Origin of the sequence: Stenotrophomonas geniculata ATCC 19374 = JCM 13324 (assembly GCF_001431625.1) — a bacterium.
GTDB classification, from domain to species: domain Bacteria; phylum Pseudomonadota; class Gammaproteobacteria; order Xanthomonadales; family Xanthomonadaceae; genus Stenotrophomonas; species Stenotrophomonas geniculata.
In genome coordinates this window covers 1-16484 of the sequence record NZ_LLXT01000118.1, presented here as the reverse complement: position 1 = coordinate 16484, position 16484 = coordinate 1, and the positions used below count along the sequence as shown (strand labels likewise).

Here is a 16484-nt window from a genome sequence, read left to right as displayed (position 1 = left end):
AGTCAGGGCGAAATGGATGGCGTGGCCAGGCGCTGGCGGGTGGCGGCTTCCAGCGACTTCAGGCCGGCACGCTGGCCGAGCTGCAGGGCCTGTTCCGGGCTGGCGTGTTCGTAACGTGCATTGACCAAGCCGAGCACGGCACCGGCACGGTTGCCGGACGCGCAGTGCAGCAGCACCGGCCCCTGGCTCTGCTGCAGGGCCTGGTGCACGGCGCGCACATTGGCCGCATCCAGGCCCTCTGCGCCGGCCACCGGAATGCGCACATAGCGCAGGCCCAGCGATTCGGCCACGCGGGTTTCATCGAAACCGCGGTCTTCGTCGGGCTGGCGCAGGTCGATCACCGTGCGCACACCCTGTGCAGCCAGTTCGCGCAGTTGTGCGGCACTGGGCTGGCCGCCGGCATACAGGCCGGGGCGGACTTCATTGAGCGGGGTATCCGCGGCCAGGACGGCCAGCGGCAGGCAGAGCGACAACAACAGCAGGCAGGTCAGGCGCAGCAGCATGGTCCTCTCCGTGAAAGCGTCTGCCCCTCTACAGGCGCAGCCCGGCGCGGGCCTTCAACAGCTCGCGCAGTTCGTATTTGTCAGTATCGTCCAGACCCTGTTGGCGCTGCTTTGCCAACAACTCCTCCAGACGTTGCACCAGCAGCTGTTTTTCCAGCTGGGCCACCGCGTCATGCAGTTCCTGGGTCCAGCTGGCCTCGGTGCCGGGTAGCGTCTGTGCCGCCAGCGTATGCAACGAGGCCTGTTCCTCGCGGCCGTCGAAGTGTTCCAACAGGGCGCCGGTGCTGATGTCCGGGCGCTGTTCGACCAGCCCCAGCAGCTCCAGCAGCAGCTCCACGCCGGGCAGGCGCAGGCCCTGGAAGTGGTGCTTGCCGCCCAGGGTCAGCGCCAGCGACGGCTGCTGCAGCAGCACGGCGATCGCGCCGCGCACCAGGCTGCGCTTGGCCACCGGTTGAATAGTGCGTGCCGGCTGGCGCTGAGGCATCGAAGCGCGTGCAGCCTGGGCGTTGCCGCCGAGGCCGGTCAGCTGCGCCAGCTGCTGCTTCATCAGGTCGCCGAAGGCACCGTCGGGAATCTGCGCCAGCATCGGCTTGGCCCGCTCGGCCAGGCGCGCCTTGCCGTCCAGCGTGCCCAGGTTGATCTCGCGGGTGAGCTCGTCGAAGAAGAACTGGGACAGCGGCGTGGCCTGCTTCAGGCGTTCGTTGAAGGCCTCGGCGCCTTCCTTGCGCACGATGGTGTCCGGGTCCTCGCCATCGGGCAGGAACAGGAAGAAGGCCTGACGGCCATCCTTCATGCGCGGCAGCACCGACTCCAGCGCCTTCCAGCCGGCACGGCGGCCGGCGGCGTCGCCGTCGAAGCAGAAGAACACGTCCGGCGCGTTGCGGAACAACAGCTCGGCATGGTCCGGCGTGGTCGCCGTGCCCAGCGTGGCCACCGCCTGGGTGACGCCGAACTGGAACAGCGAGACCACGTCCATGTAGCCCTCGACCACGATCAGCCGCTCGATCTTCTGGTTGGCCTGGCGCACCTGCCACAGGCCGTACAGTTCGCGGCCCTTGTGGAACAGCGCGGTCTCGGGCGAGTTGAGGTACTTGGGGCCGTCGTCCTTCTCGAACACGCGGCCGCCGAAGGCGATCACCCGGCCACGACGGTCGAAGATCGGGAACATCACCCGGTCGCGGAACTTGTCGTAGACGTGGCCGCGGTCGTTCTTGGAGAACAGGCCGGCGCGGTCGAGCAGCTTCATGCGCCGCTCGTCCTTGCCGAGCGCATCGCGCAGGCCGCTGTACCCATCCGGCGCGTAGCCGATCTGGAAGCGTGCGCGGTTCTCTTCGTCCACGCCACGCCCATCCAGGTAGCTGCGTGCCTTTTCGCTGCCCTGCAGGTTGCTCTGGAAGAACTTCGTGGCCGCCTCAAGCGCCGAATACAGCTCGCGGCTGTCGTCCTGCTGCTGGGGGCTGCGTGGGTTCTCGCTGCGCGGCACTTCCATGCCTGCGCGCTTGGCCAGTTCATCCACCGCGTCGAGGAACTCGAGGCGGTCGTAGTTCATCAGGAAGCTGATCGCGGTGCCGTGCGCGCCGCAACCGAAGCAGTGATAGAACTGCTTGGTGGGCGAGACCGTGAACGACGCCGAGCGCTCGTCATGGAACGGGCAGCGCGCTGCATATTCCTTGCCCTGTCGCTTCAACGGCACGCGGCTGCCCACCACCTCGACGATGTCGGAGCGGGCGAGCAGATCGTCGATGAAAGCGTCGGGGATACGGGCCATGGGCAACAGAACGGGGCGCGGCCGCCAGGGCGCGCAGCAGGGGCGGCAGGTTCCCCTAGTTTACTCGCTGGCGACGCCGGGACTGGCCTGTTCGGCCTCGACCCCGGCCTTGGCCAGCTGAGCCCGTGCATGCAGGCGCTCGTCGATCACCGCGGTCATCAGCGCGCCGACGAAGAACACGGCGGTGGCGTAGTAGATCCACACCAGTGCGATCACCAGCGCACCCATCGAGCCGTAAGCGCTGCCCGGGGCCACGGTGGCGATGTAGACGCCGATGCCATACCGGCCCAGGGTGAACAGCACCGAGGTGATGGCGCCGCCGATGAAGGCCTGGCGCCACGCCACGCGGCGGTCCGGCAGGTAGTGGTAGAGGAAGGCGAAGGCCAGCGTGTAGAGCAGCAGCGAGGTCAGGTAGCCGATCGCCGGCAGCACCGAGGGCAGCTGCGCGAACACCACCTGCAGTGCAGTGGTGGCGGTCATCGAGAGGATCAGCAGGAAGCCCAGTGCCAGCACCACGCCGAACGAGAACACGCGCTTGCGCAGCCAGGCCTTGACGCCTTCCAGGCGCTGGCCGCTGGTGTGGAAGATCCGGTTCAGCGCGTTCTGCAGCTGGGCGAACACGGCGGTGGCGCCGATGAACAGCAGCAGTGTGCTCCACAGCCCGGCCAGCGAACCCACGCTGGGCTGGCTGTTGGCGTTGTGCAGCACGGTGTCGGCGACGCTGGCCACGCTGCTGCCGGCCACCGAGCCGATCTGGCTGATCAACGTCTGTTGTGCAGGCGGGTACAGCGAGGCGGTCAGCCACAACAGCAGCACCAGCAGCGGTGCCATCGACAGCAGGGCGTAGAAGGAGACCGAAGCGGCCTGGGTCAGCACATCGATTTCGACGAAGCGCTTGGCGACCGCCATCGGAAAGCTGTCCTGCAGGCGGTCAGCGTAGTGGCGAAGCCGTGCGGGGAAGCCGTGGGGACGCGAGCCGGTGGGGGCGTTGGATTGCTCGACCATGGGGATGTTGTAGCAGCCGGGGGTCGAAGGGGCGGTGAAGCGGATGCATCAATGGGGTCAGAGCCCTTCCGCGATGCGAAAGGGATCCGACCCCGGCAATGGCTTATGCCAGCAGCTGCTTGACCAGCTTGGACACCAGGCCCATGTCGGCCTGGCCGGCGAGCTTGGGCTTCAGTGCGCCCATCAGCTTGCCCATGTCGGCCGGGCCGGAGGCGCCGGTCTCGGCAATGGCGGCCTGGATGGCGGCCACGATCTCGGCCTCGCCCATCTTCGCCGGCAGGTAGGCTTCGATGACCACGATCTCGGCGCGCTCGATCTCGGCCAGGTCCTCGCGGTTGGCGGCCTCGTACTGGCTGACCGAGTCCTTGCGCTGCTTGACCATCTTGTCGAGCACGGCGATCACGGCGGTGTCATCCAGTTCAATGCGCTCGTCCACTTCGCGCTGCTTGATGGCGGCATTGATCAGGCGGATCACGCCCAGCTTGTGCTTCTCGCCCGCCTTCATGGCGGCCTTCATGTCTTCGGTGAGCTGCTGCTTCATGCTCATGAGGAACCTCGTGGTGGTAGGTGGGGCGGGGCGGATGCCCGAACCCGGAAACGCAAAAAGCCGGCGACGCTCGCGCGTGCCGGCTTCGGCTCCATCGCGACAGGCAAGCCCGCCGCAATGAAGATGCGTCCGATCAGTACAGGCGCTGACGCTTGGTGACGTCGCGCGACGAGCGGCGCAGCTGACGCTTCACAGCAGCGGCGGCCTTGCGCTTGCGCTCCTGGGTCGGCTTTTCGTAGAACTCGCGCTTGCGGGTTTCGGCCAGCACACCGGCCTTTTCGCAAGTGCGCTTGAAGCGGCGAAGAGCAAACTCGAAGGGCTCGTTCTCGCGGACTTTGACGCTGGGCATGGAATCTCCGGGACACAGTAGAACCGGGTCACGCCCGGCGAGCCGCACATTATAGCGGCGAATAGACAAACTGCAAGCGGCCAACCCTGAATACGGGCCGGAAGTTCGAAAGCAGTGAGATCTGCACATCCCCCGAGGGGGCGGCAGGGGCGTCATAATAGCAGGCATGCGAGTCCTTGGCATCGAATCTTCCTGTGATGAGACCGGCGTGGCGGTGTATGACACCGACCTGGCCGGCAGCGCGGCCCTGCGCGCCCACGCGGTCTACAGCCAGATCGCCCTGCATGCCGAGTACGGCGGTGTAGTGCCCGAGCTGGCCAGCCGCGACCACGTCCGCAAGCTGCTGCCGCTGGTGCGCCAGACCCTGGCCGACGCCGGTCTGGGCGTAGACGACATCGACGGGGTGGCCTATACGGCGGGTCCGGGCCTGGTCGGCGCGCTGCTGGTGGGCGCCGGCGTGGCCCGCTCGCTGGCCTGGGCGCTGGAGGTGCCGGCGGTAGGCGTACACCATATGGAAGGCCACCTGCTGGCCCCGCTGATGGAAGACGATCCGCCGGAGGCGCCGTTCGTGGCGCTGCTGGTGTCCGGCGGCCATACCCAGCTGGTGGCCGTGGACGCCATCGGCCAGTACCGCCTGCTGGGCGAGACCCTGGACGATGCGGCCGGCGAGGCCTTCGACAAGACCGCCAAGCTGATGGGCCTGCCGTACCCGGGTGGTCCCCAGCTGGCCAGGCTGGCCGAGCAGGGGACGCCGGGCGCGTACCGCTTCGCGCGGCCGATGACCGACCGCCCCGGGCTGGATTTCAGTTTCTCCGGCCTGAAGACCCAGGTGCTGATGGCCTGGCGCGACAGCGACCAGAGCGAACAGACCCGCGCCGACATCGCCCGTGGCTTTGAAGACGCGGTGGTCGAGACCCTGTCGATCAAGTGCGAGCGCGCGCTGGAAGCGGCCGGGACCAACGTGATCGTGGTGGCTGGCGGCGTGGGCGCCAACAAGCGCCTGCGCGCGCGCCTGCAGCAGATGGCCGAGCGCCTGGGCGGCCGCGCCTGTTTCCCGCGCCCCGCGCTGTGCACCGACAACGGCGCGATGATCGCCTTCGCTGGCGCGCTGCGCCTGCAGGCTGGCCAGCACAGCCCGCCGAAGGTGGATGTGACCCCGCGCTGGGACATGGCGACCCTGCCGGCGGTGTGATCCGGCAGCGCCGGGCCACGCCGGGCGGACGTATTACCGACGCCCTGCCAACGGCGACGCCGCCAACACGGTCGTCGCCCGCTCATGGCGCTGCAGCCAGCCCAGGGTGTGCGGGCAGCGGGCGTGGATCAGCCGCCTGATCGCGGCCAGGTCGGCACCGAGGTCGCGTTCCAGGATGGGTTCGTGGTGCGCGATCCGGTTGCGCAGGTGGCGGATGCGTCCAATGTCTGCGTGGATGGCTTTCCTGATGACACTGGGATGGGCCGAAGGCGCATGACGTAGAACCCCACCAAGCGCGGGTATCCACAGGGTGGAGTCGAAGCGACATGTAAAGAGCTGCTGCCAGAACACCATTGGCAGGTTGGTGACGATCTCAGGTGTATCGGTTACGCGGCTGGCAAGTTGTTCCAGTGCCGTGCGTGGAGAAGTACTGGATGAAGTTGGCAGTCTGCGTCGGAAGGCATCATTCCACGGCCAACGCGGGCCGTGCTGTCGGGTAAGCACAGCTGCAGCGGCGTTGCGAATGACCACCTCGCACAGATGGACCGGCATCATCAGCGCACCGCACATCCGCATGTTCCAGAGATACAGGGAATCGGCAGTGACGTCAGGGCTGCAGGTCGATGCGATTCTCTCGTAAGTCGACAGGCGCTCCGCTGACAACGCGCGCCGCAGTACATCGTATGGAGCCATCGTCATGTGCGGTGGTGAAGGAGGGCTCAATGTTCGCGAGAGTGGGCGGCGACCACCATCAGGGAACGTAGTTGTCCGCGCGGCTGATTTCCTGCGTTTCGCCTCGGGCGAATACCTGACCTGCCCTGTCGGAATTGGCCTTGACCGGCGATCTGGTCCTTGCCTAATCTGCGTGCCTGCGCCACCGGGACTCGCGGCTGGATTCCAGCTCCCCCTGGGGACAAACGGTAGTACCAAAGGGCCCTGCTAGCGGGGCCCTTTGTCTTTTCCGGGCCCGCCCCGTGCCGGCCACCCATCGCCCGTTCCGGGCAGGGTCACCGCCGTGCCGTTACCATGGCCCCCTGTATTCGGGCGGGTAAGCGCAATGGACAAGGTTTTCATCGAGGGGCTGACGATCGACGCCCTGATCGGTATCTACGATTGGGAGCGACGGATCCGCCAGGACCTGGTGTTCGACCTGGAAATGGGCTTCGACAACCGTCGCCCTGCGGCTACCGATGACATCGCCCACACCCTGAACTACAAGGCGGTGAGCAAGCGCCTGGAGCAGTTCGTGCGCGAATCGGAATTCGGTCTGGTCGAGACCCTGGCCGAGCGTTGCGCGCAGATCGTACTGACCGAATTCGACGTGAAGTGGCTGCGCCTGAAGCTGAGCAAGCCCGGCGCGGTGCGCGGCGCGCGCGCGGTGGGCGTGATCATCGAGCGCACGCGGGAGTGACCCGGTCATGCCGGCCGCTGGCCGGCAACCTCAACATCAATGAAGGAAGAAGGAGACAACTGATGGTGGACGCGGTGGTGGCGGTACAGTGGCTGGAAAAGCTGCAGAACACACTGGAACCCTATCCCGGCGCCTACCTGGCGTTGATGATCTCGGCGCTGCTGATCGCAGCGGGCCTGGCCAACTGGGTGACCAAGCGCATCCTGGTGCGTGGCCTGCGGCGCCTGCTGCAGCGCCTGCCGGGTGCCGAGTCCGGGCGTGGCAGCCATTTGATGCGGGTCATTTCGCGCCTGTCCAACGTGGTGCCCAGCCAGGTGATCGCCTCGGGCATCACCCTCATTCCCGATCTGCCGCCCGGCCTGGTCAACGTCATCATCAAGCTGTGCATCGTGTGGGCGGTACTGACCGTGTCGATGGCGTTCTCGCATGCGCTGGACGCGGCCAACAGCCTGTACGAGCGCAAGCCCGACGCACGCAACAAGCCGATCAAGGGCTACCTGCAGGTGGTCAAGATCGTGGTGTTCGTGGCCGCCGGCCTGTCCATCATCGCCACCCTGCTGGGGGTCGCCCTGGGGCCACTGGTCACCGGCCTGGGCGCGGCCACCGCGGTGCTGATGCTGATCTTCCAGGACACCATCCTGTCGCTGGTGGCCAGCGTGCAGATCAGTGGCGACGGCCGCGTGCGCATCGGCGACTGGATCGAGATGCCCAGCCAGAACGCCGATGGTGATGTGATCGACATCGCCCTGCACACCATCACCGTGCAGAACTTCGACAAGACCATCACCACCATCCCGACCAAGAAGCTGGTGACCGAGTCGTTCAAGAACTGGCGCGGCATGCAGGAGGCCGGTGGCCGCCGCATCAAGCGCGCGCTGTACCTGGACCAGCACAGCGTCGGATTCCTGGACGAGGGCGACCTGGCCTTCCTCGGCCAGTTCGCGCTGCTGCGCGACTACCTGCAGGACAAGGAACAGGAGCTGGGGCAGTGGAACGGGCGCCTGCGCGAGCAGGGCGTGGCCGAGGTCAACAGCCGCCGGGTGACCAACCTGGGCACCTTCCGTGCCTATGTGGAGCGCTACCTGCGCAGCCATCCGGGCATCCACACCGACATGACCCTGCTGGTGCGGCAGCTGCAGCCGACCACCGAAGGCCTGCCGCTGGAGCTGTACTGCTTCACCCGTAGCACCGCCTGGGGCGAGTACGAGGCGGTGCAGTCGGACATCTTCGACCACCTGCTGGCGATCCTGCCGGCCTTCGGCCTGCGCGTGTTCCAAGCCTCCAGCGACGCCATGTTGATGGCCGGGCAGCGCCAGTTGGCCGGCTCGGAGTAAGCTGCGGTGCCTCCGGCGGGTCCATACGGTCCCCGCTGGTGGCTGAAACTGAATGAAGAAACCTCTCGCCAAACGGCTCGGGATCGCTAGAATGCCGGGCTTGTAAACGTTTTCATCAAGGACTGCCGGTGGCCTCCGATCGCATCGAATCCCTCATTGCCCAGATGACCGTCGAGGAAAAGGTCGGCCAGCTGGGTGTCTTCGCAGACATGGTCCGCCCGTTCGCCCCGGACGTGAACCCGGAAGCCAACGTGCGCAATGCCGACCAGGTGCTGCAGCAGGTGCGCGAGGGCAAGGTCGGGTCCCTCTTCAATGGTGTCGGCGCCGAACTGGGCCGCCGCATCCAGCAGGTCGCCACCGAGGAGAGCCGCCTGGGCATCCCGGTGATCCTGGCTGCCGACGTCATCCACGGCATGCGAACCGTGTTCCCGATCCCGCTGGGCGAGGCCGCCAGCTTCGAACCGGAGCTGGCCGAGCGCACCGCGCGCGCCACCGCCATCGAAGCCACCGCTGCCGGCCTGCACTGGACCTATGCCCCGGCCGTGGACATCGCCCGCGACCAGCGCTGGGGCCGTGGCGCCGAAGGTGCCGGTGAGGACGTGGTGCTGGGCTGTGCGTTCGCCGCCGCCCGCGTGCGCGGCTTCCAGGGCAGCGACCTGCGCGCCGCCGATTCGCTGCTGGCCACGCCGAAGCACTTCGCCGCCTATGGCGCGGTGATGGCCGGCATGGAATACAACATGGTGGACATCTCGCCGCAGACCCTGCGCGACGTGCACCTGCCGCCGTTCAAGGCCGCCTTCGACGCCGGCGCGATCACCGTGATGTCCTCGTTCAACGACATCAACGGCGTGCCGGCCAGCGCCAATGCCGAACTGCTGACCGACATCCTGCGCGGCGAATGGAAGTTCCCGGGCGTGGTGATCTCTGATTACACCGCCGACATGGAACTGGTCGCGCACGGCTATGCTGCCGATGATCGCGATGCCACCGCCAAGGCATTCACCGCCGGCCTGGACCTGAGCATGCAGAGCGGCTTCTACGCCGAGCACCTGCCGGGCCTGGTCGAGAGCGGCGAGGTGCCAATGGCGGTGCTGGATGAGGGCGTGCGCCGCATCCTGTGGCTGAAGGAAACCATCGGCCTGTTCGACGACCCGTACCGTTCGCTGGACCCGGCGCGCGAAGCGGATACCTCGCACCTCGCCGCGCATGACGAACTGTCGCGCGACGCCGCGCGCCGTTCGATCGTGCTGCTGAACAACCGCGACAACGTGCTGCCGCTGCAGAAGACCGGGCAGAAGATCGCGCTTATCGGCCCGTTCGTGCAGGACCGCGAGAACATTGAAGGCTGCTGGACGCTGTTCGGTGACAAGCAGCGCTACGTGGATCTGGAAACCGGCGTCCGTGCCGCCATCGGTGACGAAGCGCTGCTGGAAATCGTGCCGGGCTGCGAACTGGAAACTGCCATTCCGGGCGGCACCGAAGCAGCCGTGGCTGCCGCTCTGCGCGCCGACGTGGTGGTGCTGGCGCTGGGCGAACCGCAGCGCTACAGCGGTGAAGCGCAGTCGCGCGTGGAGATCACCCTGCCGCCGGCCCAGCAGGCGCTGGCCGAGGCCGTGGCGATGACCGGCAAGCCGCTGGTGGTGCTGCTGCGCAATGGCCGCGCGCTGGCGCTGCAGGGCGCGGTGCGCAATGCACAGGCGGTGGCGGTGACCTGGTACCTGGGTACGCAGACCGGCCATGCCGTGGCCGATGTGCTGTTCGGCGACTACAGTCCGTCCGGCCGCCTGCCGGTCAGCTTCCCGCAGGTATCCGGCCAGCAGCCGTACTTCTACAACCACCCGCGCACCGGCCGCCCGGAACTGCCGACCATGTCGGAGTTCAAGGCCCGTTGGCGCGAGATTCCGAACGAACCGCTGTACCCGTTCGGCCATGGCATCGGCTACACCAGCTTCGCCTACGGCGTGCCGCAGCTCAGCGCGGCGCAGTTGGGCTGGGACGACACCCTGACCATCACCACCACGCTGACCAACAGCGGTGATGTGGCCGGCGAGGAAGTGGTGCAGTTGTACATCCATGACCGCGTGGCCAGCCGCGTGCGTCCTGTGCGTGAGTTGAAGGACTTCCGCAAGGTGGCACTGCAGCCGGGCGAGTCGACCGAGGTGCTGTTCACCCTCACCCGCGAGCAGCTGTCGTTCACCGGCCGCGACGGCGTGCTGCGCGCCGAGCCGGGCGTGTTCGACGTGTGGGTATGCGCCTCGTCGGCGGCCGGTGAAGCGGTGCAGTTCGAGCTGCTGAAGGGCTGATTGCGCCCTCATCCACGCATGGCGTGGATCTACGGCAAGCGGTAGCGCCGGGCCACGCCCGGTGTTGCTGTGCTCACGTTGCACGAACACGCCGGGCGTGGCCCGGCGCTACCATCGGGTTCCCTGTTTCGATGGAGCGCGCGCATGCGCCGGATGGCCTGTCTGATTCCCGCCCTGTTGCTGGCCGCCTGTTCGCAGCCGGCGCCGCCGGCCGAGCCTGCGGCGGATGCTCCGCCGCCGATGGAGGCCAGTGCTGCAGCGACGCCTGCGGCACCCCCCGCTGAGCCCACCGCCGCCGCACCGGCCGCGTCCGAAGCGGAAGCGCCCGCCGAAGACGCACGCGCGCGCATCGAGTCGCTGCTTGGCGATGCGGCGCAGTACGAAAAGGTGTTCAACGCGTTCAAGACCGCGGTGGTCGGCGGAGATCGTGCTGCCGTGGTCGAGGAAGTGCACTTCCCGTTGAACATCAGCGGCGGAAAGAAGATCACCGGCCCCGGTGAGTTCCAGCGCAACTACGAGAAGATCATCACCCCGGCGGTGGTCAAGGCGGTGTCCGAACAGGACTTCGGCAAGGTCTTCGTCAACCAGCAGGGCGTGATGATTGGCGATGGACAGGTGTGGTTGAACGGGCAGTGCCTGGACCAGGCCTGCACGAAGACCGAGGTGAAGGTCATCACCATCCAGTAAACGGAAACGGCCCCGCATGCGGGGCCGTTCCGGGAAAAGGTGCCGATCAGGCCTTCGGCGTCAGCTTCAACAGGCGCGCCTTGCTGCCATCTTCCAGCAGCCACAGCGCGCCATCCGGACCCTGTTCCACTTCGCGGATGCGCTCGCCCATGTTGAAGCGTTCGGCCTCGCGCGCGCTGTCGCCGTCGAACGCCACACGCACCAGCGAGGTCGACGACAGCCCACCGATGAAGCCGCTGCCCTTCCACTGCGGGAACAGGCTGCCGCTGTAGATCACGAAGCCGGCCGGCGAGATCACCGGCGTCCAGGTCACCTTCGGGGCGGCGAATTCCGGACGCGTGTCGTGGTCAGGAATCGGTCGGCCGTCGTAATGGTCGCCGTTGGAGACGATCGGGTAACCGTAGTTGGCGCCGCGCACGATCAGGTTCAGTTCGTCGCCGCCGGCCGGGCCCATCTCGTGTGCCCACAGCTTGCCGTTGGCGTCGAAGGCCATGCCGAGGATGTTGCGGTGGCCCAGCGACCACACCTGCGCGGCCACGCCGCCCTGCGAGGCGAACGGGTTGTCGGCCGGCAGGCTGCCGTCATCGTTGAGGCGGATGATCTTGCCGAGGTTGCCGCCCATGTCCTGGGCCGGATCGAACTTCTGCCGCTCGCTGGAGCTGATCCACAGCTTGCCGTCCGGGCCGAAAGCGAGGCGGTGGCCGTAGTGGCCCTCACCGCTGACCTTGGGGCTCTGCCGCCAGATCACCTTCAGGTCCTTGAGCTGACCGGCGCCGTTGGCGTCCAGCGCCAGCGTGGCACGGGCCACGGCAGCACCGCGGGTGTCCAGCGTGCCTTCCTCGGCGTAGCTGAGGTACACAACGTGATTACGGGCGAAATCGGGATGCAGGATGATGTCGCCGAAACCGCCCTGGCCACCGTAGGCGACCTTCGGAACGCCGGTGATCTCGTGCTTCTGGCCGCTGGCCAGATCCAGGTGCTGCAGCTTGCCGCGCTTCTCGGTGACCAGCAGGCTGCCGTCGGGCAGGAAGGTCATCGCCCACGGCTGGTCAAAACGGCTGACTTCGGTGGCGGTGAACGGGCGCTGGTCGGCGGCGGAGGAGGCTGCGGGCGCGCTGGTCTGGGCGCCGTTGGCGCCGGGGTCGGCGGCATTGCAGGCGGAGGTGGCCAGGATCGGCATCAGGCCGAGGGCGAGCAGCAGGGGCATGCGGGTCATGGGTATCTCCAGGGCGGGGATGCGGATGGCCGGGCTGTCCCTTGTATACCACTGGAGCGGTGACCGTCGTGGCCCGAAGGTCCTGCGCCCCCCTGTGCGACGGCGGCGGGATCGTCTAGGGTGGGCACGCCCGGGCAACGCGTGCCCGACTGCCTGCAAGGATCTGCAATGAACACTGCCATGCCCCACAAGCCGTCCACCGCCTTCATCGCCGCCTCGTGGGTGGCCCTGTTGCTGGGCGCGGCGGCCTACCTGATCGGCCTGTTCAACGCCGCCACGATGGCGCTCAACGAGAAGGGCTACTACCTGACCCTGCTGCTGTTCGGCCTGTTCGCGGCGGTGTCGCTGCAGAAGAGTGTGCGTGACCGCGTCGAGGGTATTCCGGTGAGTGGTTTGTACTACGCGTTGTGCTGGTTCGCGCTGCTGTCGGCGCTGATGCTGCTGCTGGTCGGCCTGTGGAATGCCACCCTGGCATCGAGCGAGAAGGGCTTCTATGGCATGGCCTACGCGCTGTCGCTGTTCGGTGCGGTGGCGGTGCAGAAGAACACCCGCGACCTGATCGCCGCCGGTGGCGGTGAGAGCAAGCGCAGCGCGGTCGTGCCGCCGCTGCCGGAACAGGAGTGATCGATCCGGTGTAGAGCCGAGCCATGCTCGGCTCAGTCGAGCATGGCTCGACTCTACAGACGTGGTGCGAGAGCCGAGCGTGGGCTCGGCTCTACAAAAGCCTGGCGTTATCGCTTCAACCGCGGATCCGCCAGCTGTGCATCCTCCCAGCCACGGCGAACGGCACCGCGCGCCTGCGCCCATTCCAGCCGGCTGCGGCCACGTTCATTGGCCCAGCGCGATTCCAGCTCGGCTTCGACCTGTTCGTAGGCGCGGATCATGTCCTGTGCGCGAGCCGCATGTCCGATACGGTAGGCAGGCTCGTAGTCCTCGAAGAACAACTGGTCGTCGTAGTACGGCTCGGCCGTGTAGCGCTCGCGCCAGTAGTTGCTGACCGCATCGCGCGGGGTGCTGTCGTCCGGTACGCGGCCGGGGATCTGGTACTCGGTCATGGAAGGCTCCGTTGTGGACGAAGCCTGATCGTGCCTGCGTGGCGGTTAACGGCCCGGTCCGGCAGCGTGATAACCAGATCAATCCGCCGGGCATGCCGCGGCGTTACCGATCACCCGGCGTCGGCATCCTTGCGCGGCAGCTTGTAGATCACCGCGCCGATGGCAAACGCCACCAGCGCCGCGGCGATGTTCTGCCAGCTGGCACTGGCGAACAGCGCCAGGCACAGCAGCAGCGCCAGCACCGGAATAAGCGGGCCACCCGGCAGCTTCAGCGCACCTGGCCGGTCGGCGTAGCGCTTGGCCAGCACCAGCACCGCAGCGGCAGTGCCGATGTAGGCGAACAAGCGCGTGGTCATCGACAGCAGGGCCAGCTGCACGAACGAACCGGACAGGGCCAGGCCGAGCGCGATCAGGCCCTGGCAGAGGATCGAGGCGGCCGGGGTGTGGAAGCGTGGGTGCACCTGCGCCAGGATCTTCGGCCCGTAGCCATCGCGGGCCAGCGCGAACAGGAAGCGCGGGCCCATCATCATCGTGTTGCTGTTGGTGCCGAGGATGGAGATGGTGGCGCCGACCGTCAGGATCAGCGCAAGCGCTTCGCCACCGAAGCCGGCGGCGGCATCGGCCAGCGGCGTGGCCGAGCTGGACAGGCCGGCCAGCGTGCCCTGCGCCACCACCTGCACCGCGCCGTAGATGACGGTGACGGTGATGATCATGGTGATCAGCGCGAAAGGAATGTCGCGGCGCGGATTGCGGTACTCGCCGGCCGCGGCCGGGATGTTCTCGAAGCCCGCGTAGGCGTACAGCAACAGGAGCGCGGCTTCGCCCATGCGCTGCAGGTCATGCGGGTCCGGGCGCTGGCCGGAGAACGCAAGTTGCGGATCGATGTAGAACGCGCCGATGGCCACGAACAACAGCAGCGGCAGCATCTTGCCGATCACCAGTACCACGCCGGTACGCGCGGCCGAGCGCACGCCGATGATGTTGACGCCGGTGAGGAAGCCCAGCGACACCACGATCACCGCGATGCGACCCATGCCGGCGCCCGCCCACGGCCAGAAGCGCGCGACCGCATCGGCCAGTGCATTACTCAGTGCGGCCGCCGAACTGATGCGGGTCAACCAGATCATCCAGCCGATCTCGAACCCGGCGAATCGCCCGAACGCCTCGCGTGCATACAGGTAGCTGCCACCGGGTTCATCGAAGTAGCTGGCGGCCTGCGCGTAGCACAGCACCAGCAGCGCGACCACGATGCCGGCGGCGACCACGCCCCACAGGCTGAAGGGACCGAGCAGGGCGACGGTGGCGGCCGGCAGCAGGTAGATGCCGCTGCCGATCACATCGTTGATCGACAGGCCGACGATCTGCCAGCGGCTGACCGCGCGCTGCAGCTGCGGTTCGTCCTGCGCGCTCAACGGGCGTCTCCGCTCAGTGCGGGCAGTTGCCACTGGGCCTGCAGGCGCGTGTACTCGGCACGCGGCAGCAGCACGAAGCGCGGCGCATCCTGCGGCCGCAACCAGTTCAGCAGGGCCTGCATGCGCGCCTGCGGCATGGCGGTGCAGCCGGCTGTGGCCTCGCCGGGCTGGCGCCACAGGTGGGCGAAGATGCAGCTGCCCTTGCCGGGCTGGTTGTCCGGGTTGTGGGCGATCACGAAGCCTTCCTGGTAACGCACATCGCCCTTGTTGTGCAGGTCCAGCCGCATGGGCTCGGTGGAGCCCTTGACCGCTGCACTGCCGACCTTCTTCTCATCGACGATGCGGTTGTAGAACGGTGAACCGGGTACGTCCATGCAGTAGCTGCTGTCCAGCATCGGCTGGTAGGGCATCGCGGTGCCGGCACGAGTGACGGCATAGCCGAACGCACTGCCGAGCGCGAACACGCCCGCAGGGCTGCGGCCATCGCCTTCCTGCTTCTGCGGGCCGTCGGCCTGCGCCGGGTGCAGGCCCAGGCCCCAGGCACTGCCGGTGCGGCCGAGCGCCACCGGGAACGCCTGTCCATGCGCATGCCAGCCCTTGCCATCGCGCACATAGGCCTGCAACTGGCCTTGGGTGCTGTCCCAGCTTTCGCTGGTGACCACGATCAGCTGGCGCGCACCATCCAGCGGCGCGGCGTGGACGGACACCGCCGCAGCAAGCAGCAGCGCAGCGGTAGCGAGGCGAACCAGCGATTTCATCAACAGGTGCTCCGGTCAGGAATCCAGCAGGTGGTCGATCCGCTCCAGGTTCACCGCAAGCTGCTGCTGGCGGTCCGGATTGGTGTGGCAGAGCAGCACGAACAGGAAATCGAGCAGGGCATGCATGGCGCTACGGTACAGCAGCTGCGCGACCTGCGGCGTGCGATCGTGCGCACACACCACCAGCGCAGCATCAGCATGCGCGCGCAGCGGGTTGGCGGTGTGGCGGGTGATGGAAATCACCTTGCCACCCATGTCCTGGAACTGCCGTGACAGCTGCGAAAGCTGGGGCAGGTTGCCGAACTCGGAGAACATCAGCAGCGCATCGCCCGGGCGTGCGGCCGACAGATTGGCCAGCATCAGGATCGGGTCGGTATGCGGCACTACCAGCAGGCCGAGCAGTGACAGCCGCATGGCGAACTCGCGGGCGAACAGGCCATCGTCACCCAGGCCATGGACGAACAGCTTCGGTGCGCCGTCGAGCAGCTGCACGATGCGCTCGATTTCCTCGCGTGGGTTGGCCTGGCGGGTTTCCTCTTCGGCCTGCGCCTTGCTGCGGCGCAGGGCGTCGCCCAGGCGCAGGTAGTCATCGCCGCTGTCGGGTTCGCTGGGGGCCTGTTGTGGATCGGCACCGGCGCGAGCCACGTCCTGGCCGATCGAGTACTTCAGGTCCGGGTAGCCCTTGAAGCCGAGCTTCTGGCTGAACTTCACCACGCTGGACTGGCTGATGCCCAACGCGCTGGCCAGCTGCTGGGACGAGTAGTCGCGCAGCAGGTGGGCGTTGTCGAGGATGAAGTCGGCGATGCGTCGCTCGATGGCCGACATCTGCCCGCGCTCGGAGCGAATCTTCAGCAGGGGCGGCATGCGGAGCGTCCGGTGGTCGTACGTTGGAGCATAGGGGAACGCGTTGCGGTTGGCAGCGTAGAGCAGGTCATGGAGTGGGT

17 protein-coding genes are annotated in these 16484 nt (G+C 67.3%); 6 read left to right on the top strand and 11 right to left on the bottom strand.

Annotation, left to right across the window (positions count from 1 at the left end):
* Nucleotides 1-2: 2 nt before the first annotated feature.
* From ARC63_RS14335 to rpsU, 5 genes are all read right to left on the bottom strand, one after another.
* On the bottom strand, nt 3-503 hold the full coding sequence (locus ARC63_RS14335; RefSeq protein ID WP_057503631.1) for a protein tyrosine phosphatase family protein: 501 nt from the start codon (nt 501-503) through the stop codon (nt 3-5).
* A 28-nt stretch (nt 504-531) separates the two neighbouring features.
* Nucleotides 532-2271: a DNA primase gene (dnaG, locus tag ARC63_RS14330; protein WP_043400033.1), complete on the bottom strand. Its 1740-nt coding sequence runs from the start codon at nt 2269-2271 to the stop codon at nt 532-534.
* Nucleotides 2272-2331: 60 nt separating this feature from the next.
* Entirely contained in the window at nt 2332-3276 is a 945-nt protein-coding gene (locus tag ARC63_RS14325) for a YihY/virulence factor BrkB family protein (RefSeq protein ID WP_019336363.1), read from the bottom strand.
* Between the two features lie 103 nt (nt 3277-3379).
* Entirely contained in the window at nt 3380-3823 is a 444-nt protein-coding gene (locus ARC63_RS14320; RefSeq protein WP_005412032.1) for a GatB/YqeY domain-containing protein, read from the bottom strand.
* 133 nt (nt 3824-3956) lie between these two features.
* On the bottom strand, nt 3957-4172 hold the full coding sequence (rpsU, locus tag ARC63_RS14315) for a 30S ribosomal protein S21 (protein ID WP_002808376.1): 216 nt from the start codon (nt 4170-4172) through the stop codon (nt 3957-3959).
* A 166-nt stretch (nt 4173-4338) separates the two neighbouring features.
* Between rpsU and tsaD the strand changes: the two genes are divergently transcribed.
* Nucleotides 4339-5364, top strand: a complete 1026-nt coding sequence (tsaD, locus tag ARC63_RS14310) for a tRNA (adenosine(37)-N6)-threonylcarbamoyltransferase complex transferase subunit TsaD (RefSeq protein WP_010484223.1) — start codon at nt 4339-4341, stop codon at nt 5362-5364.
* A gap of 33 nt (nt 5365-5397) precedes the next feature.
* On the opposite strand, the gene ARC63_RS14305 is transcribed toward tsaD, so the two are convergent.
* Entirely contained in the window at nt 5398-6063 is a 666-nt protein-coding gene (locus tag ARC63_RS14305; RefSeq protein WP_057503630.1) for a hypothetical protein, read from the bottom strand.
* A 358-nt stretch (nt 6064-6421) separates the two neighbouring features.
* Here ARC63_RS14305 and folB point away from each other — a divergent pair, with 358 nt between their 5' ends.
* The 4 genes from folB to ARC63_RS14285 all read left to right on the top strand — a co-directional run bounded on the left by folB (nt 6422) and on the right by ARC63_RS14285 (nt 11099).
* On the top strand, nt 6422-6775 hold the full coding sequence (gene folB / locus ARC63_RS14300; RefSeq protein ID WP_049426942.1) for a dihydroneopterin aldolase: 354 nt from the start codon (nt 6422-6424) through the stop codon (nt 6773-6775).
* 62 nt (nt 6776-6837) lie between these two features.
* Complete coding sequence (locus tag ARC63_RS14295) at nt 6838-8109, top strand: mechanosensitive ion channel family protein (RefSeq protein ID WP_010484220.1); 1272 nt, start codon at nt 6838-6840, stop codon at nt 8107-8109.
* A gap of 128 nt (nt 8110-8237) precedes the next feature.
* Nucleotides 8238-10412 carry a glycoside hydrolase family 3 N-terminal domain-containing protein gene (locus tag ARC63_RS14290; RefSeq protein WP_057503629.1) on the top strand — a complete coding sequence of 725 codons (2175 nt, stop codon included), beginning with the start codon at nt 8238-8240 and terminating at the stop codon, nt 10410-10412.
* A gap of 144 nt (nt 10413-10556) precedes the next feature.
* On the top strand, nt 10557-11099 hold the full coding sequence (locus ARC63_RS14285; RefSeq protein ID WP_010484218.1) for a hypothetical protein: 543 nt from the start codon (nt 10557-10559) through the stop codon (nt 11097-11099).
* A gap of 46 nt (nt 11100-11145) precedes the next feature.
* Here the strand turns inward: ARC63_RS14285 and ARC63_RS14280 are convergent, their stop codons facing one another.
* Nucleotides 11146-12315 (bottom strand): PQQ-dependent sugar dehydrogenase, encoded by a 1170-nt coding sequence (locus ARC63_RS14280; protein ID WP_057503628.1) that lies wholly within the window; start codon nt 12313-12315, stop codon nt 11146-11148.
* 168 nt (nt 12316-12483) lie between these two features.
* On the opposite strand from ARC63_RS14280, the gene yiaA reads away from it, so the two are divergent.
* A complete protein-coding gene (gene yiaA, locus ARC63_RS14275; protein ID WP_057503627.1) occupies nt 12484-12939 on the top strand; it encodes an inner membrane protein YiaA in 456 nt (151 codons plus the stop codon).
* 107 nt (nt 12940-13046) lie between these two features.
* On the opposite strand, the gene ARC63_RS14270 is transcribed toward yiaA, so the two are convergent.
* From ARC63_RS14270 to ARC63_RS14255, 4 genes are all read right to left on the bottom strand, one after another.
* Entirely contained in the window at nt 13047-13370 is a 324-nt protein-coding gene (locus tag ARC63_RS14270; RefSeq protein WP_010484215.1) for a hypothetical protein, read from the bottom strand.
* Between the two features lie 110 nt (nt 13371-13480).
* Complete coding sequence (locus ARC63_RS14265) at nt 13481-14782, bottom strand: APC family permease (RefSeq protein WP_010484214.1); 1302 nt, start codon at nt 14780-14782, stop codon at nt 13481-13483.
* Nucleotides 14779-15540 (bottom strand): L,D-transpeptidase family protein, encoded by a 762-nt coding sequence (locus ARC63_RS14260; protein WP_057503626.1) that lies wholly within the window; start codon nt 15538-15540, stop codon nt 14779-14781. Before ARC63_RS14260 ends, ARC63_RS14265 begins: the two co-directional genes overlap by 4 nt.
* Nucleotides 15541-15555: 15 nt before the next feature.
* The gene (locus ARC63_RS14255; RefSeq protein ID WP_053442421.1) at nt 15556-16404 is read right to left on the bottom strand and encodes a MurR/RpiR family transcriptional regulator; all 849 of its coding nucleotides are present in this window, start codon (nt 16402-16404) and stop codon (nt 15556-15558) included.
* Between the last annotated feature and the right edge of the window lie 80 nt (nt 16405-16484).

Excerpts from the sequence above, each read along its gene's own strand:
- rpsU (WP_002808376.1), bottom strand. The coding sequence starts at position 4,172 with ATGCCCAGCGTCAAAGTCCGCGAGAACGAGCCCTTCGAGTTTGCTCTT.
- ARC63_RS14305 (WP_057503630.1), bottom strand. The coding sequence starts at position 6,063 with ATGACGATGGCTCCATACGATGTACTGCGGCGCGCGTTGTCAGCGGAG.
- folB (WP_049426942.1), top strand. The coding sequence starts at position 6,422 with ATGGACAAGGTTTTCATCGAGGGGCTGACGATCGACGCCCTGATCGGT.
- ARC63_RS14280 (WP_057503628.1), bottom strand. The coding sequence starts at position 12,315 with ATGACCCGCATGCCCCTGCTGCTCGCCCTCGGCCTGATGCCGATCCTG.
- ARC63_RS14325 (WP_019336363.1), bottom strand. The coding sequence starts at position 3,276 with ATGGTCGAGCAATCCAACGCCCCCACCGGCTCGCGTCCCCACGGCTTC.
- ARC63_RS14285 (WP_010484218.1), top strand. The coding sequence starts at position 10,557 with ATGCGCCGGATGGCCTGTCTGATTCCCGCCCTGTTGCTGGCCGCCTGT.
- yiaA (WP_057503627.1), top strand. The coding sequence starts at position 12,484 with ATGAACACTGCCATGCCCCACAAGCCGTCCACCGCCTTCATCGCCGCC.
- ARC63_RS14335 (WP_057503631.1), bottom strand. The coding sequence starts at position 503 with ATGCTGCTGCGCCTGACCTGCCTGCTGTTGTTGTCGCTCTGCCTGCCG.
- ARC63_RS14260 (WP_057503626.1), bottom strand. The coding sequence starts at position 15,540 with ATGAAATCGCTGGTTCGCCTCGCTACCGCTGCGCTGCTGCTTGCTGCG.
- ARC63_RS14255 (WP_053442421.1), bottom strand. The coding sequence starts at position 16,404 with ATGCCGCCCCTGCTGAAGATTCGCTCCGAGCGCGGGCAGATGTCGGCC.
- dnaG (WP_043400033.1), bottom strand. The coding sequence starts at position 2,271 with ATGGCCCGTATCCCCGACGCTTTCATCGACGATCTGCTCGCCCGCTCC.
- tsaD (WP_010484223.1), top strand. The coding sequence starts at position 4,339 with ATGCGAGTCCTTGGCATCGAATCTTCCTGTGATGAGACCGGCGTGGCG.
- ARC63_RS14320 (WP_005412032.1), bottom strand. The coding sequence starts at position 3,823 with ATGAGCATGAAGCAGCAGCTCACCGAAGACATGAAGGCCGCCATGAAG.
- ARC63_RS14295 (WP_010484220.1), top strand. The coding sequence starts at position 6,838 with ATGGTGGACGCGGTGGTGGCGGTACAGTGGCTGGAAAAGCTGCAGAAC.
- ARC63_RS14270 (WP_010484215.1), bottom strand. The coding sequence starts at position 13,370 with ATGACCGAGTACCAGATCCCCGGCCGCGTACCGGACGACAGCACCCCG.